The organism is Allotamlana fucoidanivorans, assembly GCF_006265225.1.
Lineage (GTDB): Bacteria > Bacteroidota > Bacteroidia > Flavobacteriales > Flavobacteriaceae > Allotamlana > Allotamlana fucoidanivorans.
Genome location: NZ_VDCS01000001.1, coordinates 261,886 through 276,190 on the forward strand (window position 1 = coordinate 261,886; position 14,305 = coordinate 276,190).

General features: G+C 33.4%; 13 protein-coding genes and 1 tRNA gene. 6 read left to right on the plus strand and 8 right to left on the minus strand.

Annotated elements, in window-relative coordinates; all coding sequences use genetic code 11:
• Window positions 1–101 precede the first annotated feature (101 nt).
• Window positions 102–557: a 6-pyruvoyl trahydropterin synthase family protein gene (locus tag FGF67_RS01145; RefSeq protein ID WP_139694619.1), complete on the minus strand. Its 456-nt coding sequence runs from the start codon at window positions 555–557 to the stop codon at window positions 102–104.
• Window positions 558–666: 109 nt separating this feature from the next.
• Between FGF67_RS01145 and FGF67_RS01150 the strand changes: the two genes are divergently transcribed.
• Window positions 667–1,308, plus strand: a complete 642-nt coding sequence (locus FGF67_RS01150) for a 2OG-Fe(II) oxygenase (protein ID WP_139694620.1) — start codon at window positions 667–669, stop codon at window positions 1,306–1,308.
• A 90-nt stretch (window positions 1,309–1,398) separates the two neighbouring features.
• On the opposite strand, the gene FGF67_RS17415 is transcribed toward FGF67_RS01150, so the two are convergent.
• On the minus strand, window positions 1,399–1,572 hold the full coding sequence (locus FGF67_RS17415) for a hypothetical protein (RefSeq protein WP_199240633.1): 174 nt from the start codon (window positions 1,570–1,572) through the stop codon (window positions 1,399–1,401).
• A gap of 52 nt (window positions 1,573–1,624) precedes the next feature.
• Window positions 1,625–2,959, minus strand: coding sequence for an MATE family efflux transporter (locus FGF67_RS01155; RefSeq protein WP_139694621.1), 1,335 nt, complete (start codon window positions 2,957–2,959; stop codon window positions 1,625–1,627).
• A gap of 188 nt (window positions 2,960–3,147) precedes the next feature.
• Between FGF67_RS01155 and FGF67_RS01165 the strand changes: the two genes are divergently transcribed.
• Window positions 3,148–3,945, plus strand: coding sequence for a universal stress protein (locus FGF67_RS01165; RefSeq protein WP_139694622.1), 798 nt, complete (start codon window positions 3,148–3,150; stop codon window positions 3,943–3,945).
• 33 nt (window positions 3,946–3,978) lie between these two features.
• Here the strand turns inward: FGF67_RS01165 and FGF67_RS01170 are convergent, their stop codons facing one another.
• The 4 genes from FGF67_RS01170 to FGF67_RS01185 form a co-directional block, all read right to left on the minus strand.
• Window positions 3,979–4,719, minus strand: a complete 741-nt coding sequence (locus tag FGF67_RS01170) for a sulfite exporter TauE/SafE family protein (RefSeq protein ID WP_139694623.1) — start codon at window positions 4,717–4,719, stop codon at window positions 3,979–3,981.
• Between the two features lie 53 nt (window positions 4,720–4,772).
• Window positions 4,773–6,182, minus strand: a complete 1,410-nt coding sequence (locus FGF67_RS01175; RefSeq protein ID WP_139694624.1) for a sodium:solute symporter family protein — start codon at window positions 6,180–6,182, stop codon at window positions 4,773–4,775.
• 245 nt (window positions 6,183–6,427) lie between these two features.
• Complete coding sequence (locus FGF67_RS17675) at window positions 6,428–6,661, minus strand: CBU_0592 family membrane protein (RefSeq protein WP_139694625.1); 234 nt, start codon at window positions 6,659–6,661, stop codon at window positions 6,428–6,430.
• Between the two features lie 41 nt (window positions 6,662–6,702).
• Window positions 6,703–7,350 (minus strand): DUF1801 domain-containing protein, encoded by a 648-nt coding sequence (locus FGF67_RS01185; protein WP_139694626.1) that lies wholly within the window; start codon window positions 7,348–7,350, stop codon window positions 6,703–6,705.
• A 249-nt stretch (window positions 7,351–7,599) separates the two neighbouring features.
• On the opposite strand from FGF67_RS01185, the gene FGF67_RS01190 reads away from it, so the two are divergent.
• Window positions 7,600–8,133 carry a hypothetical protein gene (locus tag FGF67_RS01190; protein WP_139694627.1) on the plus strand — a complete coding sequence of 178 codons (534 nt, stop codon included), beginning with the start codon at window positions 7,600–7,602 and terminating at the stop codon, window positions 8,131–8,133.
• Between the two features lie 128 nt (window positions 8,134–8,261).
• Here the strand turns inward: FGF67_RS01190 and FGF67_RS01195 are convergent, their stop codons facing one another.
• Entirely contained in the window at window positions 8,262–8,564 is a 303-nt protein-coding gene (locus tag FGF67_RS01195; protein ID WP_199240635.1) for a DUF3995 domain-containing protein, read from the minus strand.
• A 242-nt stretch (window positions 8,565–8,806) separates the two neighbouring features.
• On the opposite strand from FGF67_RS01195, the gene FGF67_RS01200 reads away from it, so the two are divergent.
• The 3 genes from FGF67_RS01200 to cas1 all read left to right on the plus strand — a co-directional run bounded on the left by FGF67_RS01200 (window position 8,807) and on the right by cas1 (window position 14,293).
• Window positions 8,807–8,880, plus strand: a tRNA-Ala gene (locus FGF67_RS01200).
• Window positions 8,881–9,159: 279 nt separating this feature from the next.
• The gene (gene cas9 / locus FGF67_RS01205; protein WP_139694628.1) at window positions 9,160–13,368 is read left to right on the plus strand and encodes a type II CRISPR RNA-guided endonuclease Cas9; all 4,209 of its coding nucleotides are present in this window, start codon (window positions 9,160–9,162) and stop codon (window positions 13,366–13,368) included.
• A gap of 4 nt (window positions 13,369–13,372) precedes the next feature.
• Window positions 13,373–14,293, plus strand: coding sequence for a type II CRISPR-associated endonuclease Cas1 (gene cas1 / locus FGF67_RS01210; protein WP_139694629.1), 921 nt, complete (start codon window positions 13,373–13,375; stop codon window positions 14,291–14,293).
• The last annotated feature ends 12 nt before the right edge of the window (window positions 14,294–14,305 follow it).

Sequence of the window (14,305 nt, forward strand, 5' to 3'; positions counted from 1 at the left end):
TTGCGTTAGGGATTGTGGTACTGTTGAAGCTCTTTTTGTGTGGTTGCACCTATGCAACACAAAAAAGCGACTACCAAAAGCCCGACCCTTGTGGTAACGCCCTAAATATTATCGTAAGCAAACCACTGCGCAAAAGAGCTATCTGTTTCTTGCAATTTTAGCGAGTGCAGGCTAATATGACTGGGGAGGCGATGGCTGATTTTTTTTGCAAAATCGAGTACCATCATTTCACTGGTTGGCTGATAATCTACTAGTAACACATTATGTCCTCGAGACTCCAGTTCTTTGGCTAATTCAATGTGCGGTGTGTTTTTATTGAACACCGTGGCATGATCAAAAACACTCACAATTTCTTCTTTAACTATTTTTTTTAAATCACCAAAATCTATAACCATACCGTATTTTACGTTGGTGTTGTCTGAAATAGGTTTGCCAATTACCGTTACAGAAAGTTTGTAACTATGCCCGTGAACATTTTTACATTTTCCGTCATATCCATACAGGGCATGACCCGTTTCAAAGGCAAATTTTTTGGTGATACGTATGTTGTTTCCCATGTGGAAAATATTTAAAGTACAAAGATATTCATTTTGTTTTACCAATTGGTTTTTAGATTACATTTGCGCACTTTTATTTCATTAAAGATAAGAGGTAGATGATGTGCATATGAAACACCTTTTTGAGGCCATTGATTTTGCCGAAAACCCTTTATACGAAAAGATTATTTCGGATATTGGAAGTCAGCAATTTAGCATTGTTGAGAATTTCTTCACCCCTGAAGAGGTTGAATGCTTAAGACACTCTTTGATTGAAAGGCGGGAAGAGGATGCCTTTAAAAAAGCAGCTATTGGCAATCGTGTTAATGAAACGATTATAAGAGCCATTCGTGGCGATTTAATTTTATGGATTGATGAGACCGCTGTGAATACTTCTGAAACCTTGTTTTTCAATAAGATAAATAGCTTGGTGTCTTATTTAAACCGTACCTGTTTTATGGGTATTTTGCATAAAGAATTTCATTATGCGGTGTATCCGCCTCACACCTTTTACAAACGCCATATTGATACCTTTCAAAATGATGATAGGCGCAAATTATCTTTTGTATGTTATTTAAATGAAGACGGTTGGTTGCCTGAATATGGTGGCGAATTGGTGCTTTATCTCAATGATGACGGCCAGGAAGTAGAAAAAGTTATTTACCCGTTTCCAGGAAGGATTGTTGTTTTTGAAAGTCAAGTGATTGAACACGAAGTGAAAGCCGTAAAAAAAGAGCGCTTAAGTATTACAGGGTGGTTAAAAACCCGATAATTAACGCCTTCTGTATCTGTTCACAAAGTATACAATGATTAAAAAAATGGCAAGAACAAGAAAGAGTATATTTCCCATGGCATGAATGATTTATTGTGAATTTCTTTTTTTATTATAGCGGTAGAGCAAGTAAGCCAAAGTCACAAGAACCACAAAAGGTAGCATAGAACCAATAAACACGCCAATTTCATAAGCTTTATCGGGAGCGTTTTTAATTTTTTCTTCAATATTAACCTCTTGAAAAATAGTTAAAAATAGATTCATATTTTATATAAGCAACGTGTTAAGGGCTTTGTGGTACATGGCTGATGCAAAGTTAATGCTTTTGGGCTAGGGGCAAAAATACTCGCCTGAATTTTATAATTAGTGGAATGCCCCGCGCTATAATCCAGAAGGTCATCGCAATAAAAATGGCATATAATTTATACCCGTAGCTATCTAACCAAAATAACATAGGAACAAAAACTAAGAAGGTTGAAAAAAGTAGCACATTACGCAAGTATTTCATTTTTCCGAGGCCTTTAAAAATACCATCAAAAATAAAGGCTAAAGTACAGAAGGGTTGCATGGCCAAAACCATCCAAAACACATTATAAAAAGCATTTAACACCTCAGGTTCTTTGGTGAAAATTCTACCAATAGGAATGTATAAAATAGCACCTGTTATACCAAGGGTAATACCAATAATAATACCGTATGTTATAAGTTTGTTGCTTAATGATATTAAACTGGAATACGCCTGAGCGCCAAATAATTTACCAGAAAGGATGTTTCCTGCGCTAGCATAGCCATCAACAATAAACGCGCCTAAAAACCAAAGATTTATTGCTATGGTGTAAGCGGCAATGTAATTGGGGCCATAACTAGTGGCGTAGGCGCTGGCAAAATATAAGGTAACATTTAAGGCTATGGTTCTAATAAAAAGATTTAAAATCATTAAAATAAACCGATGTATTTCAGGATTAAAAGGTAAGCTGGGCTTTAGGGGAATGCTTGTTTTTTTTAAGAGATAAAATGCTGCGAGTCCAGCCATTACTATTTGCGCCATTACACTGGCATAGGCCGCACCTTTGATGTGCATAGGTTCTATAAAACCCTTAACACCGTATACCAGAACAACATCTAAAATAATGTTTAAAACGGCACCAATGGTAGCAATAATCATGGGGTAAAAGGTGTTTTGTAACCCTCTAAACACGCCAAAAATGGCAATGGTAAACAAGGTAAAAGGAAAGCCTAATACTCTAATTTTATAGTATAGTACACTGTAGTCTAGAATTAAATCTGAGGCGTTATATAGTTTAAATATGTGTTCAGCAAAAGGGTAGGTCGTTATAATGATGAGTATGCTTAGAGAGGTAATAATCAGTATGGCCTGAGCAGGTAGATTTTTAATGTTTGTGAGTTGATTGGCTCCAAGATATTGAGATACTATAGAGGATATGGCACTTCTTGTTTGCCCAAGAACCCAAATAAGCATAGATATAAAGGTGGTAACAATACCTATTGCTGCCAAAGATTCGGTGGCATTTATTGGTATATTCCCAACAATAGCGGCATCTGTTAAAGATAATATAGGTTCTGATACGCCCGAAATTAATGCAGGGATAGCAAGTTTATTGATGTGTTTTAAGCTAATATCTATGCTCACAATACTAAATCTTAACTCAAGAGAGTTTCACTTTATTTTGAAAAGTAAAAATCATCAAGCTTTTTCTGGCAGCGAAGTTCGTAAAACTTTTGATTTCTTCGATTTTTTAAAAAGGTATCTAGTCTTATTATTTAATACTTTACTTTTGTTTCAAATTTATTGTAAATTTAGGTTTAAGCTTTACCCATATGAAGAATATTTTAGTTCCCGTAGGATCCTCAAAAAATGCGAAAAGTCACTTGCAATATGCTGTAGATTTTGCCGAGGCCTTTAATGCCAAACTTTTTGTAGTTCAAGTGTATAATGTTTACACTAAAGCTGGTACGTTAATGAAGGTAGATCAAGTTATTGAGCGTGAAAGCATAGATTTCTTAAACAATTTGGTAGCACAAATTGACACTAAAGACGTAGAGGTCATTGTGAAAACACTCAAAGGAAAGTTTATAGACACGCTTGAGCTGGCTTGTAAAGCTGCCAGTGTAGATTTAGTTTTGGTAGAGCCTAGAACTAATTCTATAAAAGATGAAGTCTATTTAGGAAAAACCTCTGGAAAAATTATTAAACAAATGGAGGTTCCTGCCTTGATTGTTCCTGAAGGGTATACGTTTTCTGAACCGACTAATATGTTAATGGCCGTGAAATCTGCCATTATAAGAAAAAATACGGCTTTAGATCCGTTAAAAGAATTTAAGGCTAAATTCAATCCTTCTATTGATTTGTTACTAGTGAAAACCCCAGATTTTAAGGATGAAGATTTTGATGTTACAGAAGATTTGAAATCTGTGGTAAATACAATTACCACTACTGAACAGGCCACCGTTTTTCAAGGGCTTTTATATCACTATGAAACACATAAGCCAGATATGCTTTGTGTAGTGAGGCGTAAAAGAGGGTTTTTTGAAAAGAAATGGGAAAAAAATACCATTCTAAAAAAGGATTTTAACAGTAATATCCCTGTTTTAGTATTAAGCGGTATGAAAGACTAAGTATTTATTTTTAAAAGATTGAGTATTTATAGCTTAAGTTATTTTACGAACACCTAGCTGAATTAAAGTAACCAAACCGATAAATAATATAAAGTACAGCGATAGTCTTCTGAATTTATTTTGCGGAATATAGACTAATATTTTCTTTCCTAGAAAGGAACCTAACCACCCAATACCTAGTAAGAAGGGGATATATTTTAGGTCGTGTTTATGAATATAACCATTGTTGTAGTACACAAAGGTTCTAGAAAAGTCAATCATAAAATCAATACAAGCTGAGGTGGCTATAAACACGCTTTTTTCTAAATTAAAAGCAGCCATAGTTAAGCCTCTAATAGCGCCTCCTGTGCCGAGTAAGCCTGCCGAAAACCCGGATAATGATCCGCCAATAAAGGCATTTTTCTTGTTTGCTGAAAAGGTAATTTTACTTTTAATTAAAAAAAGTAAACTTAGGCTTACCAGAAACAATCCTAAAAATATTTCTAAAAAATACGTGTTTAATAATTTTGATGCCAAACCTCCAATAATAACAAAAATAACAGATGGTATACCAATGTATATCAATAACTTTTTGTTTAAACCCTTTTTAAATAATACTATTTTACTGAGGTTGCTTGACAAATGAAATATGGCGGTTAAGCCTAAAACACTATAAAAATCAAAATAAAAATTGCCTATGGGCACAAAAAATACGGAAGACCCAAAACCACCAATGGTGCCAATTATTTCGGCAATTAATGCTAATAGTAAAAAAACATAATTGATGTTTGTCATTAATTTTTAGAAGAACAGGGTTCTTTGTTTTTAGGGTTTAGTGTAATGTTTCCTTATTTAATGTTTAAAAGAGCATCGTTTTTTAACTTAGCTTTCTTAAAACTAAGCATGCTTCCCAGAAGCATACTGGTGCAACTCATTATAGTGCCATAAATTGTCGGATCAATTCTTGAATTGAAAATATAACAAAATAACCACGTTAAACCTCCAATTATGATAGCCGCCCAGGCACCATGAGTATTTGCCTTTTTCCAAAAAAGTCCAAAAGTAAATGGTGCAAAAAGACACACTAAAATTAGACTTAAAGACGCTTCAACTAAACGTATAATATCAGTATCATCATATGCAAAGTAACAAGAGGCTAGAGCGACTAAAATGACACTTAATCTTGTGTAAAGAAGTAATCTCTTATCCGAAATTTTGTTTGCATAAGGTTTAATAAGGTTTTCACCAATAACCGTTGCAGGCGCTAGCATAGCACCGCTAGAGGTACTTAGAATAGCCGATATTAAAGCCCCGTAAAAGAGAATTTGTATTGGTATACTAGTCATTGTATTCACTAAAGAGGGAATAATATCTTGATTATTACCATCTTTTAATAACTCAGGATACAGGTAAACCCCTCCCAAACCAATAATAAGAGGAATACTGGTTATGATAACTAAAAGTATAGCACCAAGAAAAAGCCCATTACGAGCTGAGCGTTCACTTTTTGCTGAGAACACACGTTGGTAAATTTCTTGTACGGGTATTGCACCAATAATGAAAGCCAATAAAAGCGCAATATAATCAGACCACTCATCAATGCCTCCTGTTGGAACTAGATAAAAAAATTCGGTAGGTTTATTTTCAAAGATAGGTAGTATACCTCCTGTTTTACTTAGCACTTCTATAAGAACTATATTCAAACCGAGAAGAATCATGATGCTTTGTACCATATCTGTATAGGCCACAGCCCACATGCCACCTATATAGGTGTAAAATACAACAATAAGTGCGCCTAGAAATATGCCATATTCAATGGGGATTCCAATAACGGCATTAAATAGATAAGCTAATGCCACAAATTGTGCAGCAATCCAATGCGGATAAGCTAATATCATTAAGATGGAAGATGTTAATTCTAGTTTTTTGTTGTATCGAATCCTAAAAAAGTCGTTGATTGTTACCAGATTCATTCGATATAATTTACGGGCATAGAACCAACCCACAATAAATAGGCAAATGCTACCAGACAAAATCAGCGTAACATAAGATGAAAAACCATCCTTAATAAAATAACCGGGATTACCCATGATTTGGCTACTTCCAAACCAAGTAGCAAATAATGTTATGGCAACAAATGACGTTGATAAATTCTTTCCAGCAAGTGTAAAATCATTAGAGGTTTTTATACGTTTAGAAGCCCAAAACCCAATACCCAAGGTAATTAATAGGTAAATTATGATGAAGAAACTTATCATATTTAGATTTTGGATTATTAAACCGTTGCGTTATAAATAAGACCTACAATTAAAACATTAAATTAAGTAGGGGCATTTACAAATCATGTACAATACTTTACATTCTAAAGATAAGAGTAATCTTATTTGGTTGTATAAAGTCATGGTGTTTATTTCTGATTTTTAGATAGTTTTATCAACACTTCAATGGTTTTATCAGGGTCTTTTTTGTCAACAACAATATGATGGTGATAACCCCCAGCTATTTAATGGTTTCTTTTAATCAATGCGATGAGCGACACCATTGACCACACACCCTCAAGTAGTATAAATGGCATATATTTCATGAGTACTGACGCAAGACAAGCTAAAACAGCACCAAATAGGTTCAGCAGAATAAAAGTTAAGCTATTGTTGTTTAGTCTGCCTGATACATTAAGCGTATATGCTATTAAGATTTGAAATACTCCTACAAAACCTATCCAATCTGTTGCATTCATTCTTTTAATGTGTTGTATAGTTGTTGGTTACAACTTTTTTGCTATTCCTTTTTTTCTAATTGTTTGTGTGAACCATCACAGTTTGGCTTTCGTTCTGAAAGTCCGCAAACACAATCATTCAATCCATAGCCATCCATAATGCGTTCCATATTTTTTTCAATTCTGGACATTTTGGTTTTTGATTGTTTCGGTTTGTCAAAATGTAAAAGATACCCCCGTTGTCGTCCAGCAGTGAGGTTATCAAATGCTTTTTCAAAAGCAGGATTTTCCTTAAACTTTTGTTCTAGCTCTTTTGGTCTATTAAAGGCGCTTGTCTTTTTCTTCTCAACGTGCTTTCCAAATGTTTCAATTTCAATAGCTTCTTTAATGTATGCTTTTATTGTTGATTTGAGTTCTTCTATTTCAGATAGACTGGTAAATCGAATTTGTCTTGCAGACTGCATATTTTCCGTTTGTTGCACTAACAGTTTTTCAGGGTCTTTTAGTAAAGCACCTTTATGAAACAGCAAGGCACAATAGTTTTTAAATTCGTGAATTAGTACAATGTTTTTTCCATTATCGGTGTAGCATGGATGCATCCATTTGAATGTTTCGTTTAATGCACATTCAAGCACAATTTCACGAAGTTTGGTTAATTCTGTTTGCCATTTTTTAAGGCTGTTTAAGTATGTATTAACATCTTGGTTCATTATTTTGTTTGCTAATCGGTTTTGATATAGAATGACATGAGTGTTTTATACTACTATGGTGCTAAATTTAGCAAAACAAGTTGAATTTGTGATAGTAAATTAAGCTGTCGTGGCATTTACAATTTTGGCTGTAGTTTCTTGATTTTTCTTTACATTATCAATAATATAAAGGGGTTTAAATTGAATTTGGTAATTTTATAAAAAATTAAATATCAGTTAATTATGCGTAAAATAATGTTGATTATCATTATGCTTGCTTATACGTGTTCATCTAATAGCAAAGATCAACATCCAAGTCCGGATCCATTTGGTGGGAAGGATTTGTATTCTCAATCTTCAAGTTCTGAAAGAATATTAATGGGTAAGTGGTATTTTGGATATCGCTATAGTGAAATGCTTAGCGGGTCAATTGAAATTAGTTATGATTCTGGAACTTACTGGCCAACTGGAGACAGAACCGATACTATACAATTTTATTCAAAAGAATTGATTGGTTTTAGTTGGGATTGTCCATATGAGAATCCAAATAAATCTTTGGTTAAACTTGTAGAATCAGAATCTGCTAGTTATTTTCCATGGTGCTTTCCCAGTGGTGTTAATGGTTGGTTAATAGAAGACGAATTACTTACTTACTACAGGGGGTACGATACTAATGATTTTATAACATACCCAATAATTGAAATTAATAATGATTCAATCTTCTTCTTGTATAAAGATTATCCTAGTAACGACATAAGTGGAATAGATAAGGAATATGCTGTTTTTTTTAAAAAGCAAGATTAGGTTCTTGTTTTTACCATATTAACTGAATAAGTATGCCACATATTTCTATTACCAAACATAAAGGTGAAAACAGTTTGGTATCCCATTTTTCAAATGTTGTGTGTTTTACACTTTTGAAAAAATCCAACCTATTTAAAGTCACCAGATGCACGTAGTAAAAATAGTTTTGGAATAACCCAACTCCCATATTTCAAAAGCCATTGAGGTAGATTAAGTACTAAGAGTATAGATTTGAGCAAATAAAACATTCCAAAGAGCGTTAACCCCATCGCCACCATTACACTGTCTATTTTTTTCGGATTCAGAACGCGCTGCCCATTTTCTTTGGTTGGGATTGATTCTGCAAAGCCAAATGTTCCTCCAATAGCCCAATTGAAATGAATCATTCCTAATCCAACTAGAATGGCGCTTAATAAAATTGATAAAATCATAGTTTTAGCTCATTTTGTTTAAAGAGGTACTAACATGTTTGGTAAACAATTAGCTATGTTTATCTATTGGTTGAAAAGTTAAGTATTACAATACATTTTTTGTAATAAAATTAAATGCGGCTGTGTTTTGATGGTAGTTTTTTACATTAAAATGTATACATTTGCATACTTTTGAAAGTGAATGCAAGATGGCCTAATAGGGTAGTGGTATAAAATCTTGTAAACACTATAAAACAGTAAGCGGGGATGTAGCTCAGTTGGCTAGAGCGCTTGACTGGCAGTCAAGAGGTCGTCGGTTCGAGCCCGATCTTCTCCACAGTAACAGTAAGGCTTCAAAAGATGTTTTCTTTTGGAGCTTTTTTATTTACATGCAATTTGCACGCCGCATAATTAAGAGCCTCTACATTAGTAAATAAAAAAGCCCCGAATTGGAAGTCGAGGCGGCTTAAATGTTTTCACAACGGAATAATCCTTATTGTGAATTGCTTTCAGTAATACAAATATAGGTAACTCAACCCTAATTATAATGATTTTTGTCAGTTAAATCTTAAAATATTTTCCTTATGTTTAAAAGAATTGTCTTCAAATTTTAAATATGAAAAAAATATTAGGATTAGATTTAGGAACTACCTCGATAGGTTGGGCGTTAGTAAACGAAGCTGAAAACAACAATGAGACATCAGAAATTATAAAACTAGGCGTTCGTGTTAACCCCTTAACTGTAGATGAAAAAACTAACTTTGAAAAGGGGCGTCCACTTTCAACCAATGCCGACCGCACATTAAAAAGAAGTACTCGTAGAAATTTACAACGCTATAAATTACGTCGTAAAAACCTAATTGAAATCCTAATAAAAAACGGCTTCATTAATCATGAAACACCCCTAACGGAAATTGGGAAAAACACTACGCACCAAACCTTACAATTACGTGCTTTAGCAACTAAAACAGAAATAAGCATAGAAGATCTGGCAAGAGTCTTTTTAATGATTAATAAAAAAAGAGGATACAAAAGTAGTCGTAAAGCAAATAATGAGGAAGAAGGTCAGGCTATAGATGGTATGGCTGTTGCAAAAACGCTATACGAAAACAATCAAACACCAGGGCAATATGTTTTACAATTGTTAAAAGACAACAGAAAATATATTCCCGATTTCTATCGTTCAGATTTACAAAATGAATTTGATAACGTATGGGAACATCAAAAAAAATATTACCCCACTATTTTAACCGATGCTTTATATAAAGAATTACAAGGCAAAAACAAAGGAGCAACTTGGGCAATCTGTCAAACACCTTTTAGCATTGAAGGCATTAAACTAGAAGGAAATGCTACCGAACAAAAACTGAAACGCTACCAATTACGTTCTGATGCCTTGCATCAACAAATATCTCTTGAACATTTTGCCATTGTATTACAAGAAATTAACAACAATCTTAACCAATCTAGCGGTTACTTAGGAGCTATTTCTGACAGAAGTAAAGAACTGTTTTTTAACAATGAAACTGTTGGAGAAAATCTATATAATCAACTTCTTAATAACCCTCATCAATCTTTAACAAATCAAGTTTTTTACCGTCAAGACTATTTAGATGAGTTTGAACGTATTTGGGAAACACAAGCTAAATTTCATTCAGAATTAACTGAAAAATTGAAAACAGAAATTAGAGATGTTATCATTTTTTATCAGCGTAAATTAAAATCACAAAAAGGGTTATTGAGCTTTTGTCAGTTTGAAAGCTGGGAACAAACTTATACCGAAAAAGAATCAGGAAAACAAAAGAAAAGAACTGTTGGTAATCGGGTTATTTCTAAATCATCTCCTTTATTTCAAGAATTTAAAATTTGGCAAAATATTAATAATTTGCAATTCAAAAGAATTGACGGAAAAACTAATGATTTATTTAATCAAGATATTGAAAACGATTATGTTTTAGATGAAGAAATTAAACTGCTTCTATTTGAAGAATTAAATGTTAGAGGGGATTTAAAAGCCAACGAAGTTCTTAAGTTTTTAGGTAAAAAACCTAAAGAATGGAAATGTAACTTTGAAAAAATAGAAGGCAATCGTACCAACAAAGCGCTTTTTGATATCTATCAAAAAATTGCTGACTATGAAGGTTTCGGACACGACTGGAATAAGAAGACAGCTATTGAAATAAAAGAAGAACTAAAAGCTATATTTCCTCAAACGGGTATTGATGCTTCTATTTTAGATTTTAATGCGGAGTTGGAAGGCGCTGCCTTTGATAAACAAAGTAGCTATCAACTTTGGCACCTGCTGTATTCGGCAGAAGATGACTCAAAAATAACAGAAGACGATAAAAACCTATATGGCAACAGTAATGTGGCTTTAAAAAAGAAATTACACACCAAATACGGATTTGCACCAAAATACGCAAACCTCTTGTGCAATATAAAACTACAAGATGATTACGGAAACTTATCATCAAAAGCCATAAGAAAGATTATCCCCTATTTAAAAGCTGGACACATTTATTCTGAGGCCTGTAAAATGGCAAGCTACAATCATTCAAATTCTGAAACCGTAGAAGAGCGCGCTAAAAAAGTATATGCCGATAAATTGGAATTAGTAAAAAAGAATAGTTTACGAAATCCAGTTGTTGAAAAAATCCTAAATCAAATGATTAATGTAATTAATCAGGTGATAGACTCGTATGGTAAACCCAATGAAGTGCGTATAGAATTAGCTCGTGAATTAAAGAAAAATGCTGATGAAAGAAGAGAAATGACCGTTAATATTGCTGCAGCAACAAGAAGAAATGAAGATATTAAAAAGTCCATTACCAAGGAATTTGGTATTCCAAACCCAACTAAAAACGATGTCATTAGATATCGGTTGTGGCTTGAGTTAGAACAAAGAGGGTATAAATCGTTATTCACCAACACCTATATCCCAAAAGAAAAACTCTTTTCAAAAGAAATTGATGTTGAACACATTATACCAAAAGCTTTATTGTTTGACGATTCTTTTTCCAACAAAACTTTGGCTTATCGCCATATCAATCTTAAAAAAGCAGATAGAACTGCCTATGATTTTATTTCAGATGAATATCAGTCAGACTTAGAAAACTATATAGAACGTGTAGAAAGTTTATACAACAAAGGTAAGGGCAGCATATCAAAAGCTAAACGCAATAAATTATTAATGCCTCTTTCTAAACTACCTGATGGCTTTATTGAGCGTGATTTACGCAATAGCCAATATATTGCTAAAAAAGCGAGACAGCTGCTTCTAGAAGTGTTTCCTGAGGTTATTCCAACTTCTGGAAATATAACTGATAAACTTCGTGAAGACTGGGATTTAATCAATGTGATGAAAGAACTTAACTTTCCTAAATATAAAGCTTTAGGTTTAACCGCTTTTGAAGAACGCCTAGATAAATCAACAGAAAAATTAAAACAAGTAGAAGTTATTAAAGACTGGACTAAAAGAAATGACCATCGACATCATGCAATGGACGCCTTAACAGTCGCTTTTACATCACATAATCATATTCAATATTTAAACAATTTAAGTGCATCACGAAATGAACAAAGTGAACTTTACGGTATAAGAAATAAAATCACTTACAAAAACGAAGAAGGTAAACGAAAGTTTATCAAGCCGATGAATAATTTTAGGGGAGAAGCCAAAAAGCACATAGAGTCTGTTTTGGTTTCACACAAGGCCAAAAATAAAGTAGTTACTAAAAATATAAACAAAAGCAAACTAAAAGGAAAGAATAAATACCAAACAAAAATACAGTTAACACCTAGAGGGCAACTACATAAAGAAACGGTTTACGGTAAAAGCAAACAAACATTGAGCAAAGCCACAAAACTCAATAAAAAATTTACCATTAAAGATGCACGTCTTATTATTGACAAAAGGCAACGAGAGCTAGTATTACAGCATTTAAAAAACTTTAATAATAACCCTGATGTCGCTTTTGATACTAATACCTTAAAACAAAATCTTATACTTTTTAATGAAAACCCTTTAAAGGAGGTATTATGTTTTGAGGAAATTTTTACTATTAGAAAGGATATAAATCCAGAAAATTTTAAAGATGTAAAAACCATAAATAAAGTGGTCGATTTAAAAGTACGCCAAATTTTATTAGATAGGCTTTCAAAATATAATGGCAAACCAAAAGACGCTTTTTCAGATTTAGAAAAAAATCCAATCTGGTTAAATAAAGCAAAGGGAATATCTATAAAACGAGTAACAATAATAGGGGTTAGCAATGCAGAACCCCTACACCATAAAAAAGACCACTTAGGAAAAGAACTTTTAGATGATTTGGGAAACCGACAAGCTACAGATTTTGTAAGCACTGGAAATAATCATCACGTTGCTATATATAAAGATGCGAATGGCAAGCTACACGAAAAAGTAGTTTCGTTTTATGAAGCAGTTGCTCGAGTTAATGAAGATCTACCTGTTATTAATAAAACTTTAAATGAACATTTTGGTTGGACCTTTCAATTTACAATGAAACAAAATGAAATGTTTGTGTTCCCTTCGAAAGATTTTGACCCCAAAGAAATAAACCTATTAGATAAAAATAATTTTAATCTAATAAGTCAACACCTCTTTAGAGTTCAAAAGATTGCTACTAAAAATTATATGTTTACACATCATTTAGAAACTCAGGCAACAAATGGTGATGATTTAAAAAAACTTAAAATGTTATCTGGAAAAAAATATCATTTTATTCAAACGCCTGAAAAACTTGACAGAATTATAAAAGTCAGAATAAATCACATTGGTCAAATAGTCCAAATAGGAGAATATTAACACCATGATAAAACGCACCCTATTCTTTGGCAATCCCGCCTATTTAAGTACTCGAAATGAGCAATTAGTTGTGAACTTTCCAGAAGAAGGTAAGGCCGAAAAAACCATTCCCATTGAAGATTTAGGTTATATCGTGTTGGAAGATCCTCAAATTACCATTACCAACGGGTTGCTACGTAAATTGGTAGAAAATAAAACCGCTGTTATTACTTGTAATCAACAACATTTACCCTGTTCTATGTTACAACCCTTGGTTGGCCACACCGAACAAACCGAACGCATGCGTTATCAACTTAATGCCAGCATACCTTTAAAAAAGAATTTATGGCAACAAACCGTTATGGCCAAAATAGAAAATCAAGCTAATCATTTTTTGATTCGTGGTAAAAATGCCTTACGACTAAAGCGTTATGCCAAAGAAGTAAAAAGTGGTGATTTGGATAATCAAGAAGCTCTAGCAGCAGCCTTTTATTTTCAAAACCTCTTTAACATTAATGGTTTTAGCCGTAATCAAAAAGGTGTTGCTCCCAACAATTTGCTCAACTATGGGTATGCTATTTTACGTGCGGTAACCGCAAGAGCCTTAGTAAGTAGTGGCCTTTTACCCTCGTTTGGTATTTTTCATAGCAATAAATACAATGCCTTTTGTTTGGCTGATGATGTGATGGAACCTTATAGACCTTTTGTAGATGCTCTTGTTTTTGACATTGTAGAAAGCGGTTGCCAAATTGAAGACCTTAACCAAAGTATAAAAGCCGATTTATTAATGATTCCAGCTATAGATGTTATTATTGATGGTAAACAAAGCCCCTTAATGAATGCCATGAGCCGAACCACGGCCAGTCTGTTTGAATGTTTTGAAGGGAGTAGGCGCAAATTGTTGTACCCAGAATTCAAATCATCATTAGAAACCTTTATCAGATAACATGAATACAGA

What these genes read in the sequence shown, in the direction of transcription:
- FGF67_RS01150 (WP_139694620.1), top strand. Translation starts at nt 667, where the DNA reads ATGAAACACCTTTTTGAGGCCATTGATTTTGCCGAAAACCCTTTATAC.
- FGF67_RS01185 (WP_139694626.1), bottom strand. Translation starts at nt 7,350, where the DNA reads ATGAACCAAGATGTTAATACATACTTAAACAGCCTTAAAAAATGGCAA.
- cas9 (WP_139694628.1), top strand. Translation starts at nt 9,160, where the DNA reads ATGAAAAAAATATTAGGATTAGATTTAGGAACTACCTCGATAGGTTGG.
- FGF67_RS01145 (WP_139694619.1), bottom strand. Translation starts at nt 557, where the DNA reads ATGGGAAACAACATACGTATCACCAAAAAATTTGCCTTTGAAACGGGT.
- FGF67_RS01195 (WP_199240635.1), bottom strand. Translation starts at nt 8,564, where the DNA reads ATGATTTTATCAATTTTATTAAGCGCCATTCTAGTTGGATTAGGAATG.
- FGF67_RS01165 (WP_139694622.1), top strand. Translation starts at nt 3,148, where the DNA reads ATGAAGAATATTTTAGTTCCCGTAGGATCCTCAAAAAATGCGAAAAGT.
- FGF67_RS01190 (WP_139694627.1), top strand. Translation starts at nt 7,600, where the DNA reads ATGCTTGCTTATACGTGTTCATCTAATAGCAAAGATCAACATCCAAGT.
- cas1 (WP_139694629.1), top strand. Translation starts at nt 13,373, where the DNA reads ATGATAAAACGCACCCTATTCTTTGGCAATCCCGCCTATTTAAGTACT.
- FGF67_RS17415 (WP_199240633.1), bottom strand. Translation starts at nt 1,572, where the DNA reads ATGAATCTATTTTTAACTATTTTTCAAGAGGTTAATATTGAAGAAAAA.
- FGF67_RS17675 (WP_139694625.1), bottom strand. Translation starts at nt 6,661, where the DNA reads ATGAATGCAACAGATTGGATAGGTTTTGTAGGAGTATTTCAAATCTTA.
- FGF67_RS01170 (WP_139694623.1), bottom strand. Translation starts at nt 4,719, where the DNA reads ATGACAAACATCAATTATGTTTTTTTACTATTAGCATTAATTGCCGAA.
- FGF67_RS01175 (WP_139694624.1), bottom strand. Translation starts at nt 6,182, where the DNA reads ATGATAAGTTTCTTCATCATAATTTACCTATTAATTACCTTGGGTATT.